25 protein-coding genes are annotated in these 24891 nt (G+C 67.1%); 11 read left to right on the forward strand and 14 right to left on the reverse strand.

Annotation, left to right across the window (positions count from 1 at the left end; genetic code table 11):
- Positions 1–127 precede the first annotated feature (127 nt).
- Entirely contained in the window at positions 128–1045 is a 918-nt protein-coding gene (gene ppk2, locus F1599_RS00645; RefSeq protein ID WP_149316868.1) for a polyphosphate kinase 2, read from the forward strand.
- Positions 1046–1253: 208 nt separating this feature from the next.
- Here the strand turns inward: ppk2 and F1599_RS00650 are convergent, their stop codons facing one another.
- The 3 genes from F1599_RS00650 to F1599_RS00660 form a co-directional block, all read right to left on the reverse strand.
- Positions 1254–1721 (reverse strand): MgtC/SapB family protein, encoded by a 468-nt coding sequence (locus F1599_RS00650; RefSeq protein ID WP_150081660.1) that lies wholly within the window; start codon positions 1719–1721, stop codon positions 1254–1256.
- A 185-nt stretch (positions 1722–1906) separates the two neighbouring features.
- Positions 1907–2602 carry a transglycosylase domain-containing protein gene (locus F1599_RS00655; RefSeq protein WP_150081663.1) on the reverse strand — a complete coding sequence of 232 codons (696 nt, stop codon included), beginning with the start codon at positions 2600–2602 and terminating at the stop codon, positions 1907–1909.
- 115 nt (positions 2603–2717) lie between these two features.
- Positions 2718–3854 (reverse strand): HPP family protein, encoded by a 1137-nt coding sequence (locus F1599_RS00660; protein WP_150081666.1) that lies wholly within the window; start codon positions 3852–3854, stop codon positions 2718–2720.
- A gap of 310 nt (positions 3855–4164) precedes the next feature.
- On the opposite strand from F1599_RS00660, the gene F1599_RS00665 reads away from it, so the two are divergent.
- Positions 4165–4983: a TOBE domain-containing protein gene (locus tag F1599_RS00665; protein WP_149316871.1), complete on the forward strand. Its 819-nt coding sequence runs from the start codon at positions 4165–4167 to the stop codon at positions 4981–4983.
- 108 nt (positions 4984–5091) lie between these two features.
- Here the strand turns inward: F1599_RS00665 and F1599_RS00670 are convergent, their stop codons facing one another.
- The 5 genes from F1599_RS00670 to F1599_RS00690 all read right to left on the reverse strand — a co-directional run bounded on the left by F1599_RS00670 (position 5092) and on the right by F1599_RS00690 (position 9117).
- A complete protein-coding gene (locus tag F1599_RS00670) occupies positions 5092–5823 on the reverse strand; it encodes a sulfate/molybdate ABC transporter ATP-binding protein (RefSeq protein WP_150081669.1) in 732 nt (243 codons plus the stop codon).
- A gap of 11 nt (positions 5824–5834) precedes the next feature.
- The gene (gene modB, locus F1599_RS00675) at positions 5835–6506 is read right to left on the reverse strand and encodes a molybdate ABC transporter permease subunit (RefSeq protein ID WP_149316873.1); all 672 of its coding nucleotides are present in this window, start codon (positions 6504–6506) and stop codon (positions 5835–5837) included.
- Between the two features lie 23 nt (positions 6507–6529).
- Positions 6530–7252 carry a molybdate ABC transporter substrate-binding protein gene (modA, locus tag F1599_RS00680; protein WP_223819416.1) on the reverse strand — a complete coding sequence of 241 codons (723 nt, stop codon included), beginning with the start codon at positions 7250–7252 and terminating at the stop codon, positions 6530–6532.
- Positions 7253–7533: 281 nt separating this feature from the next.
- Entirely contained in the window at positions 7534–8034 is a 501-nt protein-coding gene (locus tag F1599_RS00685; protein WP_149316875.1) for a helix-turn-helix transcriptional regulator, read from the reverse strand.
- Between the two features lie 141 nt (positions 8035–8175).
- Complete coding sequence (locus tag F1599_RS00690; protein ID WP_150081675.1) at positions 8176–9117, reverse strand: 2-hydroxyacid dehydrogenase; 942 nt, start codon at positions 9115–9117, stop codon at positions 8176–8178.
- Between the two features lie 236 nt (positions 9118–9353).
- Between F1599_RS00690 and F1599_RS00695 the strand changes: the two genes are divergently transcribed.
- Complete coding sequence (locus F1599_RS00695; RefSeq protein ID WP_150081678.1) at positions 9354–9866, forward strand: nucleoside 2-deoxyribosyltransferase; 513 nt, start codon at positions 9354–9356, stop codon at positions 9864–9866.
- A gap of 128 nt (positions 9867–9994) precedes the next feature.
- On the opposite strand, the gene F1599_RS00700 is transcribed toward F1599_RS00695, so the two are convergent.
- From F1599_RS00700 to F1599_RS00720, 5 genes are all read right to left on the reverse strand, one after another.
- Complete coding sequence (locus F1599_RS00700) at positions 9995–10711, reverse strand: PqiC family protein (RefSeq protein WP_150081681.1); 717 nt, start codon at positions 10709–10711, stop codon at positions 9995–9997.
- Positions 10708–12357 (reverse strand): PqiB family protein, encoded by a 1650-nt coding sequence (locus F1599_RS00705; RefSeq protein ID WP_149316879.1) that lies wholly within the window; start codon positions 12355–12357, stop codon positions 10708–10710. Before F1599_RS00705 ends, F1599_RS00700 begins: the two co-directional genes overlap by 4 nt.
- A gap of 115 nt (positions 12358–12472) precedes the next feature.
- On the reverse strand, positions 12473–13288 hold the full coding sequence (locus F1599_RS00710) for a paraquat-inducible protein A (RefSeq protein ID WP_150081684.1): 816 nt from the start codon (positions 13286–13288) through the stop codon (positions 12473–12475).
- Positions 13285–13944 (reverse strand): paraquat-inducible protein A, encoded by a 660-nt coding sequence (locus F1599_RS00715; protein ID WP_150081765.1) that lies wholly within the window; start codon positions 13942–13944, stop codon positions 13285–13287. The genes F1599_RS00710 and F1599_RS00715 overlap by 4 nt, the downstream gene beginning before the upstream one ends.
- 221 nt (positions 13945–14165) lie before the next feature.
- A complete protein-coding gene (locus F1599_RS00720; protein ID WP_149316881.1) occupies positions 14166–14588 on the reverse strand; it encodes an Lrp/AsnC family transcriptional regulator in 423 nt (140 codons plus the stop codon).
- A 209-nt stretch (positions 14589–14797) separates the two neighbouring features.
- Here F1599_RS00720 and F1599_RS00725 point away from each other — a divergent pair, with 209 nt between their 5' ends.
- Together F1599_RS00725 and F1599_RS00730 are read left to right on the forward strand one after the other, a co-directional pair.
- Positions 14798–15706, forward strand: coding sequence for a dimethylarginine dimethylaminohydrolase family protein (locus tag F1599_RS00725; protein WP_150081687.1), 909 nt, complete (start codon positions 14798–14800; stop codon positions 15704–15706).
- Positions 15707–15761: 55 nt separating this feature from the next.
- A complete protein-coding gene (locus F1599_RS00730) occupies positions 15762–16847 on the forward strand; it encodes an ornithine cyclodeaminase (RefSeq protein WP_150081767.1) in 1086 nt (361 codons plus the stop codon).
- Between the two features lie 163 nt (positions 16848–17010).
- Here the strand turns inward: F1599_RS00730 and F1599_RS00735 are convergent, their stop codons facing one another.
- Complete coding sequence (locus F1599_RS00735; RefSeq protein WP_150081690.1) at positions 17011–17319, reverse strand: hypothetical protein; 309 nt, start codon at positions 17317–17319, stop codon at positions 17011–17013.
- A 552-nt stretch (positions 17320–17871) separates the two neighbouring features.
- Between F1599_RS00735 and F1599_RS00740 the strand changes: the two genes are divergently transcribed.
- From F1599_RS00740 to F1599_RS00765, 6 genes are all read left to right on the forward strand, one after another.
- Positions 17872–18816: a KpsF/GutQ family sugar-phosphate isomerase gene (locus F1599_RS00740; RefSeq protein ID WP_150081693.1), complete on the forward strand. Its 945-nt coding sequence runs from the start codon at positions 17872–17874 to the stop codon at positions 18814–18816.
- Positions 18813–19607, forward strand: a complete 795-nt coding sequence (locus tag F1599_RS00745; RefSeq protein ID WP_150081696.1) for an ABC transporter permease — start codon at positions 18813–18815, stop codon at positions 19605–19607. The genes F1599_RS00740 and F1599_RS00745 overlap by 4 nt, the downstream gene beginning before the upstream one ends.
- Positions 19604–20266 carry an ABC transporter ATP-binding protein gene (locus F1599_RS00750; RefSeq protein ID WP_150081698.1) on the forward strand — a complete coding sequence of 221 codons (663 nt, stop codon included), beginning with the start codon at positions 19604–19606 and terminating at the stop codon, positions 20264–20266. Before F1599_RS00745 ends, F1599_RS00750 begins: the two co-directional genes overlap by 4 nt.
- Positions 20263–21354 (forward strand): chain-length determining protein, encoded by a 1092-nt coding sequence (locus F1599_RS00755; protein WP_150081701.1) that lies wholly within the window; start codon positions 20263–20265, stop codon positions 21352–21354. Before F1599_RS00750 ends, F1599_RS00755 begins: the two co-directional genes overlap by 4 nt.
- Positions 21355–21356: 2 nt before the next feature.
- Positions 21357–23186 carry a polysaccharide biosynthesis/export family protein gene (locus F1599_RS00760; protein ID WP_223819409.1) on the forward strand — a complete coding sequence of 610 codons (1830 nt, stop codon included), beginning with the start codon at positions 21357–21359 and terminating at the stop codon, positions 23184–23186.
- 100 nt (positions 23187–23286) lie between these two features.
- Positions 23287–24873: a hypothetical protein gene (locus F1599_RS00765; RefSeq protein WP_150081704.1), complete on the forward strand. Its 1587-nt coding sequence runs from the start codon at positions 23287–23289 to the stop codon at positions 24871–24873.
- Positions 24874–24891: the final 18 nt, after the last annotated feature.

Here is a 24891-nt window from a genome sequence, read left to right on the forward strand (position 1 = left end):
CGCGGGCTGCGGACGACCGGCCGGCTGCCGGTTTCCGGCTTCCGGCGGCGGCCTTCGGGACCGGTGGCGGCATTGCCGGCGGTCGCCGAGGACGTGGCCGACGTGATGGACGTGAAGGAGCGCGACGATGACCCCGAGCGAAGAGGAACTGGTACGCCGCATTCACCGCGAGGTGGCGGACCACTACGATGAGGAATTCGAGCTCGCGCTCGAGGATGGCGACGCGCAGGCGTTGCTGAACTCCGAATCGCTGCCCGGAGGCGCGGCCGACCGGGAATCGCGCCGGCACTATTTCAGCGAGCTGTTCCGCCTGCAGGGCGAGCTGGTCAAGCTGCAGAGCTGGGTGGTCGCCACCGGCCAGAAGATCGTGATCGTCTTCGAAGGGCGCGATGCCGCGGGCAAGGGCGGTGTGATCAAGCGCATCACGCAGCGGCTCAATCCGCGCGTCTGCCGCGTGGCTGCGCTGCCGGCGCCCAACGATCGCGAGCGCACGCAGTGGTATTTCCAGCGCTATGTTTCGCATCTGCCGGCGGCCGGCGAGATCGTGCTGTTCGATCGCAGCTGGTACAACCGCGCCGGCGTCGAGCGCGTGATGGGCTTCTGCACCGACGACCAGTACGAGGAATTCTTCCGCACGGTGCCCGAGTTCGAGAAGATGCTGGTGCGCTCGGGCATCCGGCTGATCAAGTACTGGTTCTCGATCTCGGACGAGGAACAGGAGCTGCGCTTCCTGTCGCGCATCCACGATCCGCTCAAGCAGTGGAAGCTCAGTCCGATGGACCTCGAATCGCGCCGCCGCTGGGAGGCCTATACCAAGGCCAAGGAAATCATGCTGGCGCGCACGCATATCCCCGAGGCGCGCTGGTGGGTGGTGCATGCCGACGACAAGAAGGTCGCGCGGCTCAACTGCATCCACCATCTGCTGACGCTGATTCCCTATCGCGAGATCGAGCAGCCAAACATCGTGCTGCCCGAGCGCCAGCGCAGCAACGACTACGCGCGCCAGCCGGTGCCCGACGAGATGTGGGTGCCGCAGGTGTATTGAGGCACTGATTCAAGCGTCTATTGAGGGCTGGCCGGCTGGATCACCGACCCGAGCGCCGGCTTGAATGCGATCGCTGGCGCTGCAGCTCGGGAAACGCCCGCGGCAGCGTCAGCAGGGCGCGGTCCGGCGCACCCCGACCGCATGGATGTCAGCGGATGACCCGCGGTCCGCTACGCGGCCTTGGTGGATTGACGGCAGGGCAAGGAAGCTACTTCACCCGCTGCAGAATCTCCAAAATCACCAGCGTAAAAATCGTGGCGAGCAGCGCGGTGGCCTCGCGGCCCATGCCGGCGGCGACGCCGATGGCGGACACCATCCAGATGCTGGCGGCGGTGGTCAGGCCCTTGATGCTTTCTTCGCTGTTGAGCTTGATGATGGCGCCGGCGCCGAGGAAGCCGATGCCCGAGGCGATGCCCTGCAGCACGCGGCTCATGTCGGCCAGCGGCACGCCGGCCTGCAGCGGTACCAGCACGAACATCGCCGAGCCGAGCGCGACCAGCATATGGGTGCGCAGGCCGGCCGCCTTGCCGGCGGCTTCGCGTTCGTAGCCGATCATCGCGCCGAGCAGCATCGCCATGCCGAGCCGGAGCACGACGCGGGTCGCTTCCTCGATGTCGGGAATGTCGGCGAACTCCGTGCGCAGCGCGCTCAGCATGTCTGACCAGATGCCATCCATCGTTGCCTCCCCGAGAATCCGCCGTCGCGGCGTGGCGAGCGGGTTCGGCGCAGGCGGAACCCGGCTGCCAGCAGGCTAGCATGGCGCGCCGGGCGGCGCCGTCGGGTGGGCGCTGACAGCGGTGCCGGAAGGGGAAAGCCCGCAGCTACCTCAGCCGTTCGAGCAGCGCGGGCAAGGAGAATGACCTAGCGCAGCCGCAGCGGTTCGAGCAGCGCGGCATCGTACTGGTGCCGGTCGATGCGGCCCAATTCCAGCATGCGCAGCAGGATATAGGCTTGCCGCTGGCGCGCGCGGCGGGGATTGACGACCGGGTTGTTGGCCGACGGCGCCTTGGGCAGGCCGGCCAGCATCGCGGCTTCGGCCAGGGTCAGCTCGGCCAGCGGCTTGCCGAAATAGGTCCGCGCCGCCTGCGCGAAGCCATAGGCGCCTTCGCCGAGATAGACCTTGTTCATGTACAGCTCGAGGATCTCGTCCTTGCTGAAGGCCCCCTCGATGCGGTAAGCCAGCAGCGCCTCGTAGAGCTTGCGGGTATAGGTCTTTTCGCGCGACAGGAAGAAGTTGCGGGCGACCTGCATCGTGATGGTCGACGCGCCCTGCGACAGGTCGTCGGACAGATTGGCCACGCCCGCGCGGATCACGCCGACGTAGTCGATGCCGTCATGCAAATAGAAGCGTTCGTCTTCGATGGCGACCACGGCCTGCGTCAGCGCGGGCGGCATCTTGTCCAGCGGCACGTAGCCGGCCGAGTGGCGGAACGCGGCGATGGCGTCGAGCGGGGGCAATTGGCGGCTGGCGACCACCACCGCGAGCGTGCCGAGCAGCGCGCAGGTTGCCACCACCAGCACGAGCAAGCCCAGAAGATGCGACCAGAGACGTTTCATGGGCCGCTATTTTGCCAGCGTTGTGTGATGGAAACCGCGATGTGGGTTCGCCGGCCAAGTCTCGCTGGCTGGAGCTGGCCGGGGAGAGGGCCCGGGAGAGGACCCGTCGCTTCCGTCACCGCTTGAGCAATGCCGCCAGCAGGTCCGATTGCGTGATCAGTCCCAGCAGCCGCCGCTGCTCGTCGACCACCGGCATCAGGTGCCAGCCGCCATCCGACATCGCGCCGGCCAGCTCGACGATGGGCTGGTCGGGGCGCGCGGTCGGCAGCTCGGTCAGCATCGCGTCGCGCACCAGACCGTCAGGCCGGCGCTGGCCCTTGGCGGGGTCGCCGACGAACAGGTCCGGCAGCGCGATCAGGCCGACCAGCCGGCGCTGGCGCGGCGACACTACCGGCAGCGCCTGCAGCCGGTGGCGCGTCAGCAGCGTCCATGCCTCGCCGATGCGCTGGTCGGCGTGGACCGCGACCACGTCGCGCGACATGATGTCGCCGCAGCGCACGTCGCCGAAGCGGCGGCCGAACGCGCGCAGCTCGGCGGCGACCAGGATCTCCTCGAGGTCGTCGCGGTCGACGTCGAGGAATTCGCCGCGCGCCGCCAGCACTTCGTCCAGGTCCGCACGCGTGAAGCCGACGCGCTGGCCCGGCGGCGGATCGCTGGTGCCGTGTCCCGGCACCGGGGGCGGCGGCCGATGCGGATAGCGGCGGCCGGTCAGGTTGTTGAACGACAGCGCGATCAGCAGCATCAGCATCGAATTGAGCGCGACCGGGAACAGCACGAAGGCATAGCCGAGCTTGGCCACCGCCGGGCCGCCGAACACCGCGGTGATGGCGACCGCGCCGGCGGGGGGATGCACGCAATGCAGATGGAACATCAGGCCGATTGCCACGGCCACCGCAACGGCGGCCGCCAGTCCCGGGTCCGGAATCCAGCGGGCGCAGGTCACGCCCACCAGCGCCGCCAGCAGATTGCCGCCGATCACCGACCACGGCTGCGCCAGCGGGCTCGAAGGCACGGCGAACAGCAGCACCGCGGAGGCGCCCATCGGCGCGATGAACCAGGGGTTGTGCCCGCCCAGCATATGCCGGCTGATCCACTCCGTGCAGGCCAGCGCGAATATCGCGCCGAGACAGCTCTTGAACCGCTCACGGCTGCTTGCCGCCACCGGCATCGGAACGAAGGCGGCCAGCCAGCCGCGCCAGCGCAACCGGACTTCGCCGGCCAGGGCTAGAAGGGGAGAGGTTCGGGAGGACATGAAGGCGCCAGCGCGTGCCGCGACGCAGCAAAAAAAGCGTCGCGCAAAAAAGCCGTCAATGTATCACGTGATGACATACCTTGCCGGCGGCGCCGCGACCCGGCTTGGTTCGGCGTGGCCGGGCGTGGCTCGGCTCGGCTTGGCCAGCGGCCCAGCCCAACCGAGCCCAACCCGGCCCGGCTTGGCTCGGCCAGCACCGCCCAACGCGTCCTAGCGCGTCCCAGCGCGTCCCAGCGCGGCCCCGCCCGACCGGCGCGGTAACATAGCGCCGTTCCGACACCCTCGCGCCGTCCGTGGCGGCGCCACCCTCATGCTCGAACTACAGGGCAAGATCTGGTTTCGCGCCGGCAGCCGGGACCTCGGCGGCAAGGACCGCATCGCGCTGCTCGCGGCGATCGCCGAACACGGCTCGATCACGGCGGCCGCCAAGGCGGTCGGACTCAGCTACAAGGCGGCGTGGGACGCGGTCGACGCGATGAACAACAGCGCCGGCGAACCGCTGGTGGTGCGCGCCGCCGGCGGCAAGGGCGGCGGCGGCACCATGCTGACGCCGCGCGGCGAGGGGCTGGTGCGCACTTACCGCGCGCTCGAGGCCGAGCACCGCGCCTTCGTCGCGCAGCTGTCGCGCGTCAGCGAGCAGCTCGACGCGACGGCCGCCAACGCGCTGCAACACGATATCCATCTGATCCGGCGACTGATGATCAAGACCAGTGCACGCAACCGGCTGTTCGGCACCGTGACCGAGGTGCGGACCGGCGCGGTGAACGACGAGGTCACCTTGGCCCTGCCCGGCGGGCAGCAGGTGGTCGCCACGGTCACGCATGAAAGCGTCGAGACGCTGGGCCTGGCGCCGGGCAGCGAGGCGTTCGCGCTGGTCAAGGCGTCGTCGGTGCTGATCGGCGTGCCGTCGCCCGGGCTGCGGCTGTCGGCGCGCAATCAGTTGCCTGGCACGGTGGCGCGCATCGTGCCGGGTGCGGTCAATGCCGAGGTCGTGCTCGCGCTCGATGGCGGCGCCACCATCGCGGCCATCGTCACGCATGCCGGGCTGGACGAGCTGGGTCTGACCGAAGGCGCGCCGGCACTGGCGATCTTCAAGGCGTCGAGCGTGATCCTGGGGACGATGGACTGAGGTCCACGGTTTGTCCGTTTCCCGCTTTGGGGGAGGCTGGGGGAGGGCAAGCGGCGCTCGCAGGGCCGGCCGCCGTGGTTCGAGACCGCCCCTCTCCCCACAACGCCACTAAGCGCTCAAGCCCTGCGGCGCATAGATCCGCCCGTCGCGGATCTCCATCACATGATCGGCCAGCGCCGCGACATCGTCGGGATCGTGCGAGATGACCAGCATCGGCACCTCCAGGCTGGTCTGCAGCGCGCGCAGTTCGGCCCGCATGCGCGCACGCAGCGCCGGGTCCAGCGCCGAGAAGGGTTCGTCGAGCAGCACGATATCGGGCCGCGTCGCCAGCGCGCGCGCCAACGCCACGCGCTGCTTCTGTCCGCCCGAAATCTCGGCCGGATAGTGGCCGCGAACCTCGCGCAGGCCGAAGGCGTCGATCCAGCGTTCGGCATCGTCATGGCTTTTGCCGCGCGGCGGATTGCGCCAGCCGCGCGCGAGACCAAAGGCGACGTTCTGCGCGACGGTCAGATGCGGGAACAGCGCATAGTCCTGGAACAGATAGGCCACGCGCCGCTGCTGCGGCCGCACATCGACCCCCGCCGCCACGTCGAACAGCGTGCGCTCGCCGAGCACGATGCGCCCGCGGTCCGGCCGCAGCAGGCCCGCGATGGCGCGCAGCGTCAGCGTCTTGCCGGCGCCCGAGGGGCCGAACAGCGCGATGCGGCGGCTGGTGGACGAGAAGCCGATATCCAGCGCGAAATGCCGGTCGGCGGTATCCAGCCGTTTGCTGACTTCGACCTGCAGCGTCGTAGCCGGAGGTGCGGTGACCGGGAGGGAGCCAGGCAGGGGGGCAGACATGCAGCCTCCGTTCAACGCACCGCCTGGCGCGTGCTCGGCACCAGGCGGCCTGCGATCACCAGCAGCAGCACGCAGGTCAGCGAGGTGACCAGCACCAGCAGATTGGCGGTGTCGTCGTCGCCGGCCTGCACCGCTTCGTAGATCGCCACCGACAGCGTCTGCGTGCGGCCGGGCAGATTGCCGGCCACCATCAGCGTCGCGCCGAATTCGCCGAGCGCCCGCGCGAAGGCGAGCAGCACGCCGGCGGCGATGCCGCGCACCGCCAGCGGCAGCGTCACGCGAAAGACGATGCCGGTCTCGCTGACGCCCAGCACGCGCGCGGCGTGCTCCAGCTGCGGATCGACGCCCTCGATGGCCGCACGCGCGGACTTCAGTACCAGCGGAAAGGCGACGATGGTGGCGGCCAGCACCGCGCCCTGCCACGTGAAGACCAGTTCGATGCCCAGCGAGGACAGCCATTCGCCGAACACGCCGCGGCGTCCTACCAGCACCAGCAGGTAATAGCCGAGCACGGTCGGCGGCAGCACCAGCGGCAGCGTCAGCACGGCGTCGACCAGGTCGCGCAGCGGCGAGCGCCAGCGCGACAGCGCCACCGCGGCGGCGACGCCGAGCACCGCATTGATCGCGGTGGCCCAGCCGGCCACCTTCAGCGACAGTGCCAGCGGGACCCAGACCGATTCCATCAGCGGGTAGTCCAGGGCGACGTTCAGCGCGGCCGGAAGCCGTGGCGCGCGAGCAGCGCCTGGCCTTCCGAGGACAGCACGAAATCGACGAAGCGCGCAGCCTCGTCCTTCTGGCGCGAGCGGGCGGTCACGGCGATCGGGTAGGTGACCGCCGTGCGCGTCGGCACGTGCGCGACGACGCGGACCCTGCCCGGCGTCACGGCCGCATCGGTGGCGAAGACGAAGCCGGCATCGACCTCGCCGCGCGCGACGTAGTCCAGCGCCTGCCGCGCGTTCTGCGCCGGCACGCCCTTGGTCGAGACGGCCTGCCACAGCCGGGCATCCTCCAGCGCGTCGCGCGTGTAGCGGCCCACCGGCACCGAGGCCGGATTGCCGTAGGCCACGCGCCGCACGTCGTCGCGCAGCAGGTCGCGCGGCGAGGCGAGCTTCAGCGTGCTGTCGGCCGGCTCGACCAGCACCAGCGCATTGGCGGCGAAATCGCGGCGCGAGCCCGGCACGATCACGTGCTCGGCCTGCGCCTTGTCCATGGCCTGCTGGTCGGCCGAGGCGAACACGTCGGCCGGCGCGCCCTGCACGATCTGCTGCATCAGCACGTCGGAGGCGCCGAAATTGAGCACCAGCTTCGTGCCCGGATGCGCCTGCTCATAGGCGGTGGCGACCGCGCGGAAGGCATTGGTCAGGCTGGCCGCGGCGGACACCACCAGTTCGGCGGCCGCCGCGGGGCGGGCCGGCAGGATCGCCAGCATCGCCAGCGCCGCCCCAACGAAGGCGCCTGACAGACGCGAGCGCGCGCGGATGGGCGCGGCGGCAATGGCGGGAGAACGACGAGCAGGCATGGCAGGTGTTCCGGAGTCGGGGAGTCGGTGAGGACAGCGGCCGGGGCCATCGAAGGCGCCCAGCCGCAGAGGCAAGGCGCTGGGGGACACCCGAGTCACATCGAGCGCAATATACGGCGGTATATAGCGGGGCGTCAATGCACGCCGGCGCAGGGCAGCCGATACCCTGGACGCGGTAAATCGGGCCCCGCTCAGGGCACCTCGGGCACCAGCAGGTCTTCGAGGAAGTAGGCCGCCAGTTCGTGCCGGCCACGCAGGCCGGCCTTGGCGTAGATGTTGGTGGCGTGCTGGCGCACCGTCTTCGGCTTGCTGTCGCGCACGCCGGCGATCTCTTCCAGCGACAGGCCCTTGATCAGCAGATAGGCCACCTCGCGCTCGCTGGTGGTCAGGTTCCAGCGATCGAACTGGCTGCTGATCGCATGCCGCATCTGCAGGCCGGCCTGATGCGCGGCCGCGTCGCGCTGCGCCAGCGTCCGCTCGGCCTCGCCCAGCGAGGCGCGCAGCTGGCGGATTTCCTGATCGGTGCGCAGCCGTTCGCGCGCCAGCATGAAGACGCCGGCCAGCGTGATCGAGGTGCCGATCGCATCGATGATGACGTGCTGCAGCCCTTCGGCCTCGTCGTAGTCGAACACCAGGTCGAAGCAGGCGTACAGCGCGATAAAGACGAACAGGTAAAGAAAATGCCGTGGCATGGCTGGCGCGAGGGCGAGGCGTGGAATCGGGAAACGGGAATCGAGAATCGGCAATCGGCAAACGCGAAATCACGCGGCGCGGCGCTCCCGGGGAACGCCGCGCCGCGGCATCGGGCAGGGCGGCAAGCCCGCCGAAGGGTCTTACACGATCGGCGTCAGCACCTTGCCGGTTTCGAGGAAGGCGCGCAGATTGTCGAGCATCAGCGCCTGCATCGCGCCGCGCGTCTCGACCGTGCCGCTGGCCATGTGCGGGGCCAGCACGACGTTGTCCAGCCCGATCAGCGCCGGCGGCACGCGCGGTTCGTCGCGGAACACGTCGAGCCCGGCGGCGCCCAGGCGCCCATCGCGCAGCGCTTCGACCATCGCGTCCTCGTCGATCACGCTGCCGCGCGCGACATTGACCAGCACGCCCTTCGGCCCGAGCGCCTCGATGACCTGGCGCGACACCAGCCCTTCGGTTTCCGGGCCGCCGACGCAGGTCACCACCAGGAAGTCCGCCCATGCGGCCAGCGCCAGCAGGTCGGGTTCATGGCGCCACGGCGCGCCCTCGCGCGGACGCCGGTTGTTGTAGGCGATCTCCATGTCGAAGCCCTGCGCGCGGCGCGCGACCTTCTCGCCGATGCGGCCCAGGCCCAGGATGCCCAGGCGCTTGCCGGACACCTTGCTCGTCAGCGGGAACGGGCCCTGGTGCCAGCGGCCGTCGCGCACGAAGCGGTCGCCGTGGGAGATGCCGCGCGCGGCATCGATCATCAGGCCGAAGGCGAGGTCGGCCACGCAATCGTTGAGCACGTCCGGCGTATTGCTGACCTGGATGCCGCGCGCGCGGGCCGCGTCCAGCGCGATGCTGTCGTAGCCGACGCCGAAGCTGACGATCGCCGCCAGTTGCGGCAGCGCGTCGATGACCGCGGCGCTGCAGCCGTGCCGGGCCGAGGTAACCACCACGCGCGCCTGTGCACCATGCTCGCGCAGCCAGGCGGGCCAGTCGTCGTGCTCCCACAGCGCGGCGGCGCCGTGGCGCTCCTGCAGCGTGGCGTTGAGGTGCGGCGCGAGCGGGCCGATCTGGATCAGGTCGATGGCAGGCATGGTGTAGTGGATACGGGAAAAAGACAGCAGAGTGTATCCTGCCGGACGGCCTCTTGTCCGTGCCGGCGGCCTCGCCTGGGGGCTTGCTGGCGTGCTTGCCGCGCAGCACCATGCCGTGGCTTCCGCGAAAGGGGGAATCCGGCGTCTTCAAGCGCCACCGGGTCCCCGTATTCGCGTGGACGACCACGTTTGTCGGCAAAACTGCGTCTCTACCGCCTATCCCGAATCCGAACCCCATGCCCACCGTCTACCTCGCCGGCCCCGATGTGTTCCGTCCCGATGCGATGGCCCGTGGCCAGGCGCTGAAGGATCTTTGTGCGCAGCACGGCTTTACCGGCCTGTTTCCGCTGGACCATCAGCTGCCATCCGGCCTGGCCGGCGAGGCCGCGGCGCGCTGGATCTATCAGGCCAATGTCGCGCTGATCCGCCGCGCCGATCTGGTGATGGCCAACCTGGACGACTTTCGGGGGCCGGCCGAGCCGGATTCCGGCACGGCCTTCGAGGTGGGCTTCGCGGTGGCGCTGGGCAAGCCGGTGTGGGCCTATACCGGCGACCGCGGCACCATCGTGGAGCGCGCCGCGGTGGGCCATGACGCCGAGGGCAGGCCGCTCGACGCGCGCGGCTTTCATGTCGAGGACTTCGGCCTGGGCAAGAACCTGATGCTGGCCTGCTCGGTGCAGCTGGTGCAGGGCGGGCCGGCGCAGTGCCTGGCGGCGATGGCCGCGGCGGGCGCCGGCGCCAGGCGCTGAAGGCCCTCGGGGCGCTGAAGGACCCGGAGAGGTTGACGGACCTGGAGGCGTGAAGGTGCCGGAGCCGCTGAAAGTCCAGATAGGCTGAAGCGCCTGGCGACCCTGGAGGCGCTGACGGCGCCGAAGCGTTAAGGCTTGCCGCTGACCGTCGCCGGCTCCGTCCGCAACGACGCCACGCCGGCAGCGATCTGCGTGGCGGTGTCGGCCACCACCTGCCGCATCGCCGCGACCACGCCGGCGACGTCGTCGCCGCTGCCCGTGGCGGGCAGTTCGGCCTGCGTGCGTCCGGCCAGCGTGCGGCCATCGGGCAGGCGGCGCACGGTCCAGTTGACGGTGGCGCCGACGCGCGCGCCGGGCTGCGCATCGAGCCGCACCACCTCGGTGGTGATGCGGTACAGCGGCTGCACGCCGCTCAAGCCCTGCTGATAGACATCAACCGCCCCTAGCACTATCTGCAGGCGCTGCGACAGCGCATCGCGCCACTCGTCGGGCAGCGGCGCCGACCAGCGCGCCATGTCGAGCGGGGTCACGCGGCCGTCGGCTCCGCCGATCACGATCTGCTGGCGATTGAGCCGTTCGGGCACGCGCGCCGGCGCGACCTCGATCCACAGCGGCTGGCTGGCGGCGCTTGTGCCCGTGCCTGTGCCCGTGGGCGAATTGGCGCCGCTCACCACCGCGGTGGCGGGCATCGCAGCACCGGCCGCAGCGGCCTCGCCGCCGTGCGCCAGCGTGTAGTAGCGCGGCTCGGACGACGACGCGCAGCCGCCGAGCAGCAGGGCGCCGGCGCAGGCCGTGGCAAACGTCGCGGCACGCAGCCGGCGGGACAGGATAAGCGGGCCCTTCATCGTTGAGTCTCCGTCTTGCCGCGCAGCAGCGCTTCGGGATGGCGTTCGAGATAGTCGGTCAGCGTGCGCAGCGAGATCGCGGTGCGCGTCAGCTCCTGCAGCATGCGGCGCGTGTCCTGCTGCAGCGGCGCGTCCGAGGCCAGCGTGCCGTTGGCCGACTGGATGGTGCGGCGCGCGTCCTGCAGGGCCGCCAGCACCTCGGGCGCGACATCGCCCTGCAGCTGCGCGACCAGCTTGTCCGCGCTGGCGAGCGTCGTGTTCAGCTGCGCCACCGTCTTGCGCAGATCCTGGCCGATCTCATCGAACGGCACCTTCTCGATCTTGCCGACGATGCTGCCGAGCTTGGCCTGCAGTTCGTCGAGCGCGCCGGGCATGGTCGGCAGCTCGGCGATTGCGGTATCGGCCGGCGGCTTGACCGCCTTGGCGTTGGGGAAGAAGTCGAGCGCCACGTACAGCTGGCCGGTCAGCAGGTTGCCGGTGCGCAACTGCGCGCGCAGGCCGCGCTGGATCAGGCCCAGCATCAGCTGGCGGGCGCGCTCGCGGTCGGCAAGGTCGCGCTCGCGGAAGCCCATCCGCGACGGATAGAGCTCGACCACGACCGGCAGCCGGAACGACTTGGTCTCGCGCACGTAATCGATGCCGATCGAGCGCACCTGGCCGACCACCACGCCGCGGAAGTCCACCGGCGCGCCGGGCGCCAGGCCCCGCACCGATTGCTCGAAGTTCAGCACCGCCAGCGTCGGCGCCAGTTCCTCGGGCTCCTTCATCGCGTCGGCCTGGTCGCCCGCCAGCAGGAACTGGGTGTTCTCCTTGGCGGCCTCGGTCACGTTCGAGTTCGGCGGCGCCTGGAAGGCGACTCCGCCGAGCAGCATCGTCACCAGCGACTGCGTATTGAGCTTGAAGCCGCCCGCATCGAGCTTCAGGTCGACGCCGCTGGCATGCCAGAAGCGCGTGTCTGCGGTGACCAGTTCGTCGTAGGGCTTGTTGATGAAGACCCGCAGCGTGATGTCGCGGCCGGCCGGTTCGAGCTGATAGGCGACCACCTGGCCGACCTGCACGCGCCGGTAGTAGACCGGCGAGCCGATGTCGAGCGAACCCAGGTCCGCGGCGCGCAGCACGAACTGCTTGCCGGACGAGTCGGTGGTGACCACCGGCGGGGTTTCCAGGCCGACGAACTCGCGCTGGCTTTCCTCGGACTTGCCGGCGTCGACGCCGACATAGGAGCCGGACAGCAGCGTCTCCAGTCCCGATACGCCGCTGACGGCCAGCCGCGGCCGCACCACCCAGAAACGCGTGTCCTTGACCGCGAAGTTGTCCGCGTCCTTGGTCAGGTCGATCGTCGCGACCACATGCGAGCGGTCGGGGGCCAGCCGCACGGACTTGACGAGGCCGATATCGACGTCCTTGTAGCGCACCGGCGTCTTGCCTGGAGCCAGCCCCTCCGCGGTGCGGAAGGTGACCTGGATCTCGGGGCCGCGCTGCGACAGCGTATGGAACAGCAGCGACAGCCCGACCACGGCGGCGACGATGGGAATCAGCCAGACCACCGATGGCAGCCAGCGCGCGCGGCGCCGGCGCGCCGGCTCGCCGGGCTGTGGCGGCCGCGCGGGCGGAGGAGAGGAGGAAAGGTTGTCCGGATCGGGCATCGATAAAAGTCCAGCTTGCGTCGGTGTTCGGTATGGGTGTTCAGATCGGTGTTCGGATCGGTGTTCGGATCGGGGTTCGGTATCGGTATCGATGTTCGGCAGGCGTCGCGGCGGCTCAGTCGTTCGCCCGTGCCGAAGCCGGGGCGGCGCCGCCGGGCGCCTCGCGTTGCCCGTGGCCGGCCGCGCGGCCATGCGCGTGGTCCTCCGCGTGGTCGTGCGCATCCCACAGCAGGCGCGGGTCGAACGACAGCGAGGCCAGCATGGTCAGCACCACCACCATGCCGAACGCCGCCGCGCCGGTGCCCGGGTCGACCTGGGCCAGCGCGCCGGCGCGCACCAGCGAGGCCAGCAGCGCCACCACGAAGATATCGAGCATCGACCAGCGGCCGATCAGCTCGACCAGCCCATACAGCTTCGTCTGTTGCCGCAGCCGCCAGGTCGAGCGCAGATGCACCGACAGCAGCAGGAAGGTCAGGATCATCATCTTCAGCAGCGGCACCACGATGCTGGCGATCAGCACCACGATGGCGAGCATGCGCGAGCCCGACAACCACAGATAGATGATCCCCGACAGGATCGTGTCCTCCTGCGTGCCGAGGATCGAGCGGGTGATCATGATCGGCAGCACGTTGGCCGGTATGTACAGGATGTAGGCCGCCAGCAGGAAGGCCCAGGTCCGCGTCAGGCTGGCCGGCTTGCGATGGTGCAGCGTCGCGCCGCAGCGGCGGCACGGCTGGCCCTCCTGGTCGATCGGGCTGAGCGCGTCGCAGGCGTGGCAGGACAGCAGGCCCATCGACGTCGCGGTCGGCACCTCCGGCAGCGGCGTGCGTTCGTCGTCGTCGGCGAGCTCCTGCACGACGCCGGCGACCACCTCGCGCGAGCGGCGCAGCGCGCGCTGGCGCACGGAAGGTTTGGGATCGCCCGGAGTCATCGCTGCGCCTCCCCCTGGCGCCGCTCGGCATGGCGCCACAGGTCGCGCGGATCGTAGGTCAGCATCGTCGCCAGCACGATCACCAGCGCGCCGAACGACCACAGCGCGATGCCGGGCAGCACCTGGGCCATCGTCGAGAGCTTCACCAGCGTGACCAGCACGCCCATCATGAAGACCTCGAGCATGCCCCACGGACGGGTCTGGCGGATGCCGCGCATGATGCGTTCGAAGCCCGGGGGGACGGTGCCGCGCATCAGCGGCACCAGCAGATAGGCCATCATCAGCATCTCGGCCAGCGGGAACACGATGGTGGTGGCGAACACCAGCAGCGCCACCAGCGTCATGTTGTCGGCCTGCAGCGCCTGGACGGCGCCCCATAGCGTGGTGCGCGTGCGCACGCCCTGCAGGTCCATCTCGACGATGGGATAGGCGTTCGACACGATGAACAGGATCAGCGCGGTCAGCACCAGCGGCAGCAGCCGCCGATAGGCGCGCCGGCTCTCGTGGTACAGCTCGCCGCCGCAGCGCAGGCACTGCGCGCGTTCGCCGGGGCCGAGCACGAGGCGGCGGTAGACCGCGTCGCAATATTCGCAGGCCACCAGCCGGTCCAGCTCGGCGCGGTCGGTGACGGCAGGGCCCGGCGGGACCCGCTCCATCGACTTTTCAACCGGATTGCCGGACGTCATTCGAACAGATCTCCAACTACCCGCATTGGGAGCGGGAAACACGTCAATATATCGGAATTTCAGTATGTGGCTTTGGGATCACGAAAGCGGGGCTTCGCCGCTGGATGGCGAACGCTGCTTTCCTTCGCTGTCCGCCAATCACCCCGGCAGGGGTCAATGGCAATCGCCATCCCCTTGACCTTCGACCGCCCTCACAGCTTGTAGGTCGACAGCAGGATGCTGGTCTCCGTCGCCGCAATCCCCTCGATCAGCCGAATCCGGTCCAGCGTCCGGTCGAACGCCTCCAGCGTGTCCGCGCGCAGCTCCGCGATGATGTCCCAGCGCCCGTTGGTCGTATGCAGCGTCTGCACGTTCGGCTCGCCGCGCAGGGCCTGCAATACCTTGCCGATGCGGTTGCCTTCCACCGAGATCGTCGTCAGCGCGCGGATGCGGTGCGGCTCCGCCTCGGGCTTGAGCCGCACGGTGTAGCCGACGATCACGCCCGCCTCCTGCAGCTTGTCGATCCGGTTCTGCACGGTCGCGCGCGACAGCCGCAGCGCCTTGGCCAGCGCGGTGGTCGGCGTGCGCGCATTGTCGCGCAGCAGTGCCAGCAGTTGGCGGTCGATATCGTCCATGGCGGCTCGCAGGTCTCGCGGCGGATGGCTTCAAAAACGCCGGCCCATGCCGGCTCGCAGGTTCCCGGCGGATGGCTTGGCAAAACGCCGGCCCATGCCGGCATTCTGTCATAGGGACCGCGCTTTTTGCGCAGTTTGTGCGCTATCCGCTGGCACGCGTGTGCACCACAATCCATTCCGACAATAACCCGAACCGGAAGGAGTGCGGCGTGATCACCGAACCCACCATCCTGCTTGTCGAGCCGACCCACTACGACGTGTCGTACAGCATCAATCCGTGGATGGATCCGCTGCGCTGGGCTGCCGATCCGCAAGGCATGCATCGCGGCGCGCTGCGCGCGTTCGCCGAGCTGCGCGACGCGCTCGAAGCGGCCGGCTTCGCGGTCGAGGTCGCCGCGGGCGAGCCCGGCCTGCCCGACATGGTGTTTCCCGCCAATGCCGCGGTGGTGCTCGACGGCCGCGCGCTGCTGGCGCGCTTTCGCTACCCGCAGCGGCAGGGCGAGGAAGCGCCGTTCGCGCGCCTGTTCGCCGGGCTGCGCGAGCGTGGCCTGCTCGACGAGGTGGCGACGCTGGCCGACGGCTGCTACCAGGAGGGCGCGGGCGACTGCATCTGGGACGCGGTGCGCGGCCACTTCTGGGCCGGCTTCGGGCCGCGTTCCGCCCGCTGCGCGGCCGATGCGGTCGGCGCCTATTTCGGGCGCGAAGTGGTCGCCCTGGAGCTCGCCACCGCGCAGAGCTACCACCTCGACGTCTGCTTCTGCCCGCTGGCCGGCGGCGAGATCCTGTACTACCCGCCGGCCTTCACCGAGGCCTCGCTGCGCGAGCTGCACGCGCGGCTGCCAGCCAGCCAGCGCATCGAGGCCAGCGCCGACGACCTGCGGCATTTCAGCGTCAACGCCGTCAATCTGCACGACCGCATCGTGATGGCGCGCACCACGCCTCGCCTGCGCGACGCGCTCGGCAAGCGCGGCTATCGCGTGCAGGAGGTCGATCTCGCGCCGTTCATGCTGTCGGGCGGCGGCGCGTATTGCATGACGCTGCGGCTCGATCGCAGCAGCGGGGCACGCCAAGGGATCGAGCAAGCGCCCGGCGGCCGGGCCAGCGTCGCGGCGGCCTGACCGTACCAACGGCGCCAGGGCCATGGCTTCAGCACAGAACCACAAGGAGACGACGATGAAGGAGACCGCGATGACCCGCTTCCTGGACGCGACGGCGGTGGCGGCCCTGGTGCGCAGCATCGGCGTGCAGACCGCGCTGCGGCAGCTGGCCGAACACGTGCGGCAGGACTTCCTGCGCTGGCACCGCTTCGAGAAATCCGCGCGGCTGGCCAGCCATTCGCCGGTCGGCGTGATCGAGCTGATGCCGGTCACCGACGGCGAACAGTACGCGTTCAAATACGTCAACGGCCATCCGCGCAACGCCGCGCACGCGATGCCGACCGTGATGGCGTTTGGCGCGCTGGCCGAGGTCTCGACCGGCTTTCCGCTGCTGCTGGCCGACATGACGCTGGCGACCGCGCTGCGCACCGCGGCGACCTCGGCGGTCGCCGCCAGGGCGATGGCGCCGCACGGCACCACCGCGATGGCGCTGATCGGCAATGGCGCGCAGGCAGAATTCCAGGTGCTGGCCTTCCACGCGATGCTCGGCGTGCACGAGATCCGCGCCTATGACGTAGACCCAGCGGCGACCGCCAAGCTGCAGCGCAACCTGGCCGGCCTGACCGATACCGGCGAGCTGCGCATCCTGCCGATGGCGTCGATCGACGAGGCGCTGGCCGGCGCGCACATCGTGTCGACGGTGACCGCCGACAAGACCCGCGCCACCATCCTGCGCGACGAGCAGATCGCGCCCGGCGTGCATATCAACGCGGTCGGCGGCGACTGCCCCGGCAAGACCGAACTCGACCCGGCGCTGTTGCGGCGCGCACGCGTCGCGGTCGAATACGAGCCGCAGTCGCGGCTCGAAGGCGAGATCCAGCAGATGCCGGCGGACTTCCCGGTCATCGAGCTGTGGCGAATCCTGAATGGCGAGGTGCCGGGCCGCACCGCGGTCGAGGACGTGACGCTGTTCGATTCGGTGGGCTTCGCGCTGGAAGACTATTCGACGCTGCGCTGGCTGCACGCCGCCGCCTGCGCGCGGCACGCGGGGCGCTATGTGGAGCTGGTGGCGACGCCCGACGATACGCGGGATCTATATGGCTGGCTGATGCGGCAGGACGAAGCCGAGGGCGCGCCGGTCACGCGGCGGGCGGCCGCTTGAGGGAGCCGCGCCAACGACCTGGCTGAGCGACCGGGGTGAGCGGCGCGGCTGGGCGACTGGACTGAGATGCTTGGCTGGGCGGCTTGACTGGGCGGCTTGACTGGGCTGCTTGACTGAGCGTCTTGACTGGGCGACCGGCCCGAGCGCAAGCGCCGCCCGCGGTTCAGATCCACACCGCCGGATGGCGCATCAATCGCTGCACCCGCACGAAGGCCTCGACTTCGTCGTCGGTCGGCGCCTTCAGGAACACCATGATGCCCCAGCGCTGCAAGGTCTCCGCCATGCCGCGCGCAGCCTCGTCGGGCGCCACGACGGCGAACAGCACATGGCGCGCCGTGCAGAACGACTGCAGCTTCTCCAGCGGCTCGAGGTCGCTCTCGCGCAGGCGCTCGACCTGGCACAGCACCAGCGTCGGGTGCGAATCGCCGGCGCCCATATAGGTGATCAGGGTCGCCTTGCCGCGCGTCAGCACGGTCCTCTCGAACGGCGACCGGGCATTTGCCGCTCCGGCACAGGATCTGGGATCGGGCTTCATGGCGAGGCTTCCTGGCAGTAAGGGCCGGGCCGGGTGGCGACTTGCCCCGCAGACTCCGGCGCGCCGCAATGGGCGGCGCTTTTGGCGGAAGTATCGCGATCCGTCGACGGGCGGTCTGTTGGCTAGCCGACACAGGCGTAGCGTGCCCGAAGGCGGGAAACAGAGCGGGTCGGCGGGCGCTATTCGCGTCTTTACATTTGGCGGCGTACTGATATGCGGCCGGCCTACCGAAGGAGGGGAGGGCGGGTCGGGGTTGTGCGAAGATGGCCTATTAAGTCACATATTTCACGGATGTTGTCTGAATATGGCATGTAGATAGCGAACGACAACTGTTACTTTCTGTTGCCTTTCAAGGGGCCTTGCCCTTAACATTGCCGACTTTGAAAAGTAAACAAGCGCTGAAAAGGGCGCAGAATTCCAATAAGAAAGTAACAAATGAATACAGCGGTCATGTTGGGAGGAACGGGGCAGGACAGTATCCACGCAGAGATGCAGTCCGCCGCCGCGATGTGCAGGGAGGTCATTGTTGAGCAGGCTGGCGCACTTCATGCGCTGGCCGATACGCTGGGTCAGGAGGTCGATACCGCCATCGACCTGATCCTGCGTTGCCGTGGCCGCGTCATCATCAGCGGCATGGGCAAGTCCGGGCTGGTCGGCCGCAAGATGGCCGCGACCTTCAGCTCGACGGGCACACCCAGCTATTTCCTGCATCCCGGCGAAGCACTGCATGGCGACCTGGGCGTGATCCGCCACGACGACATCGTGGTGCTGATCTCCAACAGCGGAGAAACCGAGGAAATCCTGCGCCTGCTGCCCTCGCTGCAGGACTTCGGCAACGCCATCATCGGCATCAGCGGCCGCCACGACAGCACGCTGGCCCGGCACAGCACCGTCTTCCTGCACCTGCCGATGGAGCGCGAGGTATGCCCGAACAACCTGGCGCCGACCACCTCGACGCTGCTGACCATGGCATTGGGCGACGCGCTGGCCGTCACGCTGATCAAGCGGCGCGGCTTCAAGCCGCTGGACTTTGCCCGCTTCCATCCGGGCGGCAGCCTGGGCCGCAAGCTGCTGACGCGCGTGCGCGACGTCATGCACAAGCGGGTGCCCGTGGTCGCGCCCGATGCCCCGCTGCGCGAGGCCATCGATGCGATGACCAGCGGACGGCTCGGACTTGCGGTTGTCCTGAATAACGGCGAACTCGCCGGCATCTTTACCGACGGCGACCTGCGTCGCGCGATCGAGCGGGATGCCACGGCGCTGAGCCACCCGGTGGGCGACTTCATGACGGCCACCCCCATCACCATCCAAGCGGATGCGCGTCTTTCGGACGCAGAGGACCTGATGCGCGAGCGCAATGTGCGCGCACTGGTCGTGCTCGATGCCGACGAACAGGTTGCAGGCGTACTGGACATCTTCGACAACCTGCAATGAGTTCGGCGCGCGTTCGCTCGGAGTTTTCCGTAGCGCTATCGGTTTGGCGCGCGCTTTTCCTGCGCGAGGCCAGCGCGCGCCTGGCCACCGGCCGGGCCGCGTGGATGTGGATTCTGCTTGAACCGGCCGTACATCTGGTCTTTCTGATGGTGTTGTTCGGCGTGATCCGGCATCGGGTGATGGCTGGGGGGGTTAATACAGAAGTTTTCATCCTGGTTGGCGTCTGGGGCTTCTTTCTGGTGCGTAACGTTGCCCGCCGCGGCATGGAAGCCGTCAATGCGAACGCGGCGCTGTTTGCCTACCGGCAGGTGAGGCCCGTCGATACCGTGCTGGTCCGGGCCGCGCTCGAAGCGTTTCTCTACGCCATCGTCTGGTTCGCACTGCTCGGCGGGCTGGCGCTGTTTGGCATTGACGTCGGCCCGGCCGACCCGATCCAGGTCATGGTCGCCGCGGTACTGCTGTGGCAGCTGGGCCTCGGCATGGCGCTGGTCTTCTCGGTGGTGGGCGCGCTGTTGCCCGAAGCCGGCAAGATCGTGAAGCTGGCCTTTACGCCGCTCTATTTCCTATCCGCGGTGATGTATCCGATCGGCAGCGTGCCGCGTCCCTTGCGCGACTGGCTGCTGCTCAATCCCATCGTGCATGGTCTCGAATCGATGCGCGGCGGCTACTTCGCGGGCTACCACGGCGAAACCCATATCAGCCTGGCCTACCTGGGCTTCGTCGTGCTCGCCCTGCTGTTTCTCGGCCTGGCCTTGCATGCCCGCTTTGCGCGACGGCTGGTGGCGCAATGATCCGGGTCAACGACGTCTACAAGCGCTACCGCAACCATCACGGATCGCAGTGGGTGCTCAAGGGGATCTCCGTCGATATTCCGGCGCAGGCCCGTATTGCATTGATCGGCGCCAATGGCGCCGGCAAATCGACGCTGCTGCGGCTGATCGGCGGCATCGACCAGCCCAATCGCGGCTCGATTCAGCGCAATTGTCGCGTGTCCTGGCCGCTGGGATTGACCGGTGGTTTCCAGGGCTCGCTCAGCGGCCGGCAGAACGCTAAATTCGTTGCCCGCATCCACGGCGCGCATCAACATCTTGAAGAGACGCTGGAATTCGTTCGCGACTTTTCCGAACTCGGGGAAGCGTTCGACGATCCCGTCAAAACCTATTCCTCCGGCATGCGTTCGCGCCTCGCGTTCGCCATGTCGATGGCATTCCATTTCGATACCTATCTGGTCGACGAACTGACTGCAGTAGGCGATGCCGCCTTCAAGCGGAAATCGCAGAAGGCCTTCCGGGACCTCGCCGGCCGCGCCGGTCTGGTGATGGTCTCGCACAGCGAATCGACGCTGCGCAACTTCTGCGATTCCGCGATCTGGCTGCACGACGGCCACGCTCACTGGTTCGATACCGTCGACGAGGCGCTGGCCCGCTACCGCGAAAGCATTCAAGCATGAAATCCCTACTGAAAACGAGCCGGCTGTGGCAAGCCGCAGCGGCCCTCTGCGTGCTGGCCGCCCTCTACTGGGGGCTGATCGCCTCGGATCGCTACGTGTCCGAAGCCAAGGTCGTGATCGAGCGCAGCGATGCCATCGGCGCGAACACCAGCGATTTCGCCTCGCTGCTGATCGGCAATACCGCGCCGCAGGACCTGCTGCTGCTGCGCGAGTATCTGCTGTCGGTCGACATGCTGCAGCTTCTCGATTCGCGCCTGAACCTGCGCGAACACTACAGCACCGGCGGCCGCGATCCGCTGTCGCGCATGTGGTTCAAGGACGCGTCGCTGGAGCGCTTCCACGCCCATTATCTGAAGCGCGTCAACGTCGAATACGACGACTACTCTCGCGTGCTGGTGATCCAGGCGCAGGCCTACACGCCGGAAATGGCCCGCAACATCGCCGAAGCGATGGTGCGCGAAGGCGAACGCTTCATGAACGAGATGACCCACCGGATCGCCAGCGACCAGGTCGTCTATATCGAGAAGCAGGTGCAGGCGCAGGGCCAGCGCGCCCAGGAAGCGCGCCAGGCGCTGCTGGCGTACCAGAACGCCAATGGCCTGGTGTCGCCGCGCGGCGATATCGAAAGCCTGTCCAGCGTGGTGGCCAGCGCCGAAGCGGAACTGGCCGAACTGAAGGTGCGCCGCGCCTCGCTGAAGGATGTCTTTACGCCGCAGTCCTCCACCATCGTGCAGATCGACGCGCAGATCGCCGCGGTCGAACGCGAGATTGCCGCCCAGCGCGGTCGCATGGTGTCCACCAAGGGCAAGCGCGGCCTGAACCGGGTGATCGAGGAACAGGAACGCCTGCAGCTTGCGGCGGAATTCTCGCAGGACCTCTACAAGACGGCCCTCGGCGCGCTGGAGAAGGCGCGCATCGAGGCAACCCGCAAGCTGAAGAACGTGGCTGTGGTGCAGCAACCCACCACGCCGGAATTCCCCCTGCAACCACGACGCATCTACAACATCGTCGTCTTCGTGCTGATGACCTTGATGCTGGCTGGCGTGATCCAGTTGCTGCGCGCCATCGTCAAGGACCACCGGGATTGAGCATGTTTCGCACTTTAGTTTCCCTCTCCGCGCTGGTCGCTGCCCTGATGGGCGGTATCGGCGTTTCCCACGCGCAGACGCGCTCGATCGACCCCGCGGTCGAGGCCGCCGAAGGTGTCACCAAGGGCTACGGCAGCCAGCGCTCGCGTAGCGCGAACGCGGCGTCGTACTCGACCAATATGTCGACGATGTCGATGCAAGGCGGCATTGCAGCGCCCGGCGCTACCGGAATGGTGGGGGCCCAGGTGCAGCCGAGCGCCGCGGTCGGCGAGCCCCGCGTGCCCGCATTCGACCCAACCGGACAGGCGGCCGGCCTGCCGCAGCAGGCTGACTACAGCGCCAACCTGACCAGCGATGTGTTCGGCGCGAATCTGTTCACCGGTGCCTTCAGCCGAGACAGCGCCTCCATCTTCAATCCGAGCCATGTGGTTTCGGTGGGCGACCGCATCCAGCTGCGGATGTGGAACGGCTACAACGTCGATACCGTGCTGACGGTCGATGCCGGCGGCAATATCCTGCTGCCCGAGGTGGGACCGTTCCGCGTGCAGGGCATCACCAACGAGAACCTGCAGACCGCCATCACCGGCGCATTGCGCAAGGCCTTCGCGCGCAACGTGTCGATCTACGCCAGCCTGCTCGCCGCGCAACCCGTGCGCGTCTACGTGACCGGCGCCGTGTACCGCCCGGGCCTGTACACCGGTACCTCCAGCGACAGCATCCTGCGTTATCTGGACCAGGCCGGCGGCATCGATCCGGAGCGCGGCTCCTTCCTCGACGTGGCCATCAAGCGCGGCCAGCACACGCTGGCCGTCGTCAACCTCTACGACTTCCTGCTCAAGGGTGAGCTCGCGTCGCGCCAACTGAACAATGGCGACGTCATCTTCGTGCAGCCGCGCAAGAAGACCGTCAAGGTCAGCGGCCTTGCCGAAAACGCCAAACGCTTCGAGTTCATGGGCGATGCCACCACGCTGCAGCAGATCGCCAGCATGGCCAAGCCCCTGCCGCAGTCGACCAATGTCCGCGTGATTCGCAATACCGGCACCGTTCGCAACACCGAGTACTACCCGCTGGCGCAAGCGCCCAACGTGCAAGTGAAGGACGGCGACGAGGTCGAATTCACCGCCGACAAGCGTCCCGGCACCATCACGGTCCGCGTGGAAGGCGAACACCTCGGCCCGCAGGAATTCGTCCTGCCCTATGGCAGCCGGGTCGGCGAGCTGCTGAGCCAGATCCAGATGACGCCGCAGTCCGATGCCAACAGCATCCAGCTGTTCCGCAACAGCGTGAAGGAACGCCAGAAGCTGCTCCTGCATACCGCGCTGCGCAGCCTGGAGTCCAGCGTGCTGACCGCGCGCTCGGGCACCGCCGAAGAGGCGCAACTGCGCAAGGAAGAGGCGGCGCTCGTGCTTCAGTGGGTCGAGCGCGCCCGCAAGATCGATCCGACCGGCCAGACGTTGATCGCCAGGTCCACCAACCGCGACAACCTGCTGCTCGAGAACGGCGACATCCTGCGCGTGCCGGTCAAGGACGGCCTCGTGGTCGTCAACGGCGAAGTCCTGTTCCCGAACGCCATCGCCTTCGACCGGGGCATGGACCTCGAGGAATACATCCAGCAGGCGGGCGGTTATTCGCAAAACGCCGATACGTCGCGCGTGATCATCGCGCACCGCGACGGCAGCTTCTCCGATGGCAAGCGCGATCCGGAGATCAAGGCGGGGGATGAAATCCTGGTATTGCCAAAGGTCGATTTCAAGTCGCGGCAATTTGCCAAGGATGTGTTCCAGATTCTTTATCAGATTGCGATTAGTGCGAAGGTGGTGTTGGGGTTGTAAAAGGTAAGAGATATACCCCTTGATGCCCCGCCTCGGCGAGGAACCATCGGACGCCACCACTATAACGCCGCCAGTTCGATAACATAAAGAAACGCCTACTATGAACAAAATCTTGATTGTTGGGCATCCTTCGTCGCGATTTACGCATGTCGAACAATTGTTGAAAGAATTTGGGATGGCAACCCCTCGTCCATCTCGTAGAGAGAATCTTACTCCAGCCGAAATTGGAAGCCTTCTCTACAAAGCCCACGGTGTAAACCCATTACAGCGCTCTTACACCGGCGGAGAGTTGACTCTGGTAAATCCTGGCCCCATTTGGCAAGGGATGGTGCTGGATCTTTTGCTCGCGAATCTCGACCAGAGGTTGTGGGGGTGGGCTGACCCTCTTGCGCTCCAACTCCTAGATTTTTGGAAGTTATTGGATCCGACTGTTGGCTTTGTGCTGGTATACGATGACCCCGAGACGGCGTTCGATGTGCCGATCGACGAAAACGACTACATACAAAACCTACCCTTAATGATTGAGGAGTGGTGTTCCTACAATGATGCGCTACTCGCGTTCTACAAAGCCAATAAAGAGCGATCAATCCTAGTTCATGCGAAGGAGGTGCGTTCGTCGGCGGCTTGGTGCCTTCAAGAAGTCCGGATCCGTCTGGATGCACCCTTAGCACCATTTAGCCGGAATTTTTCGGACGACCGGTATCCCTTCGGCGAAACGGTCACCGCGCCTTTGGTAGAAAAAAGCAAAATCCCGGCGGAATCGACCTGGAGCGTTAACGCTTTGGATCGATACATAATCGGTGAAACTCTGCAATTGTACCCCCGGGCGCTTGAATTATTCAGCGAACTTCAATCGGCTGCGACCTTGCCGAGTTCCGCTCCAGCAAAGAACGTTGATCCTCTCGTCGCCTGGCAGGAGCTCAAGGCACTTCAAGTACAAATCACATCGCTTGGGGCTGAGAACAAGGCACATAAAGAACAAATTGCGTCGCTCTACTCGCTGCAGTCGACCATTGACGCTTTAAATGGAGATCTTAAGGCAAGCAAGGCACGCGAGTATGAAAATCTTCGGGAGCTCGAAAAACTGCAGAATCTCTCTTCGGAATTAAACGCCATTTCGGCACGAAGCAAGAGCGATTTGCAGATGCTACAGCAGGAAAAGGATCGCATAGAGAGCAAACTTACTGATCAGGTAAGGTTTTTGGAAAAACGGCTCGAGGAGAAGGAAAGCATCGAGGCGGAAAACACAAGGCTTCTTGCGCAGCTACATATTGTGCAGCAAGAACTGGAACGAAAATATGCTGATGTCGAGCGCCTAAAAAATGCCGGTGCCGCTTCGGCGAAACTGGTCGGTGCCGCAGACCGTGTTAAAAACCATCTTTCATATCGATTGGGTGCAGCAATGATCGCCGGATCCCGATCTTTTGGTGGATGGCTTGCTATGCCTTGGACGCTAGTAAAGGTCGTTCGTTGCTACAAGCAAGATCAAAATCAGCGGAGTCAGAAGAAACTGCCTCCGATTCACAAATACAGCGACGCTCATGAGGCAGAGCGAGTAAAACGCCACCTGTCATATCGGCTTGGCCATGCCGTGCTTGAACGTGCGCGTTCCCCACTAGGTTGGCTGGCGATGCCATTTGCGATCTGTTCGGAAATAAAAGAGTTTAGAACAGAACGTCGCGCGTGATCTGAATCGCTACAGAAA

The organism is Cupriavidus cauae, assembly GCF_008632125.1.
GTDB classification, from domain to species: domain Bacteria; phylum Pseudomonadota; class Gammaproteobacteria; order Burkholderiales; family Burkholderiaceae; genus Cupriavidus; species Cupriavidus cauae.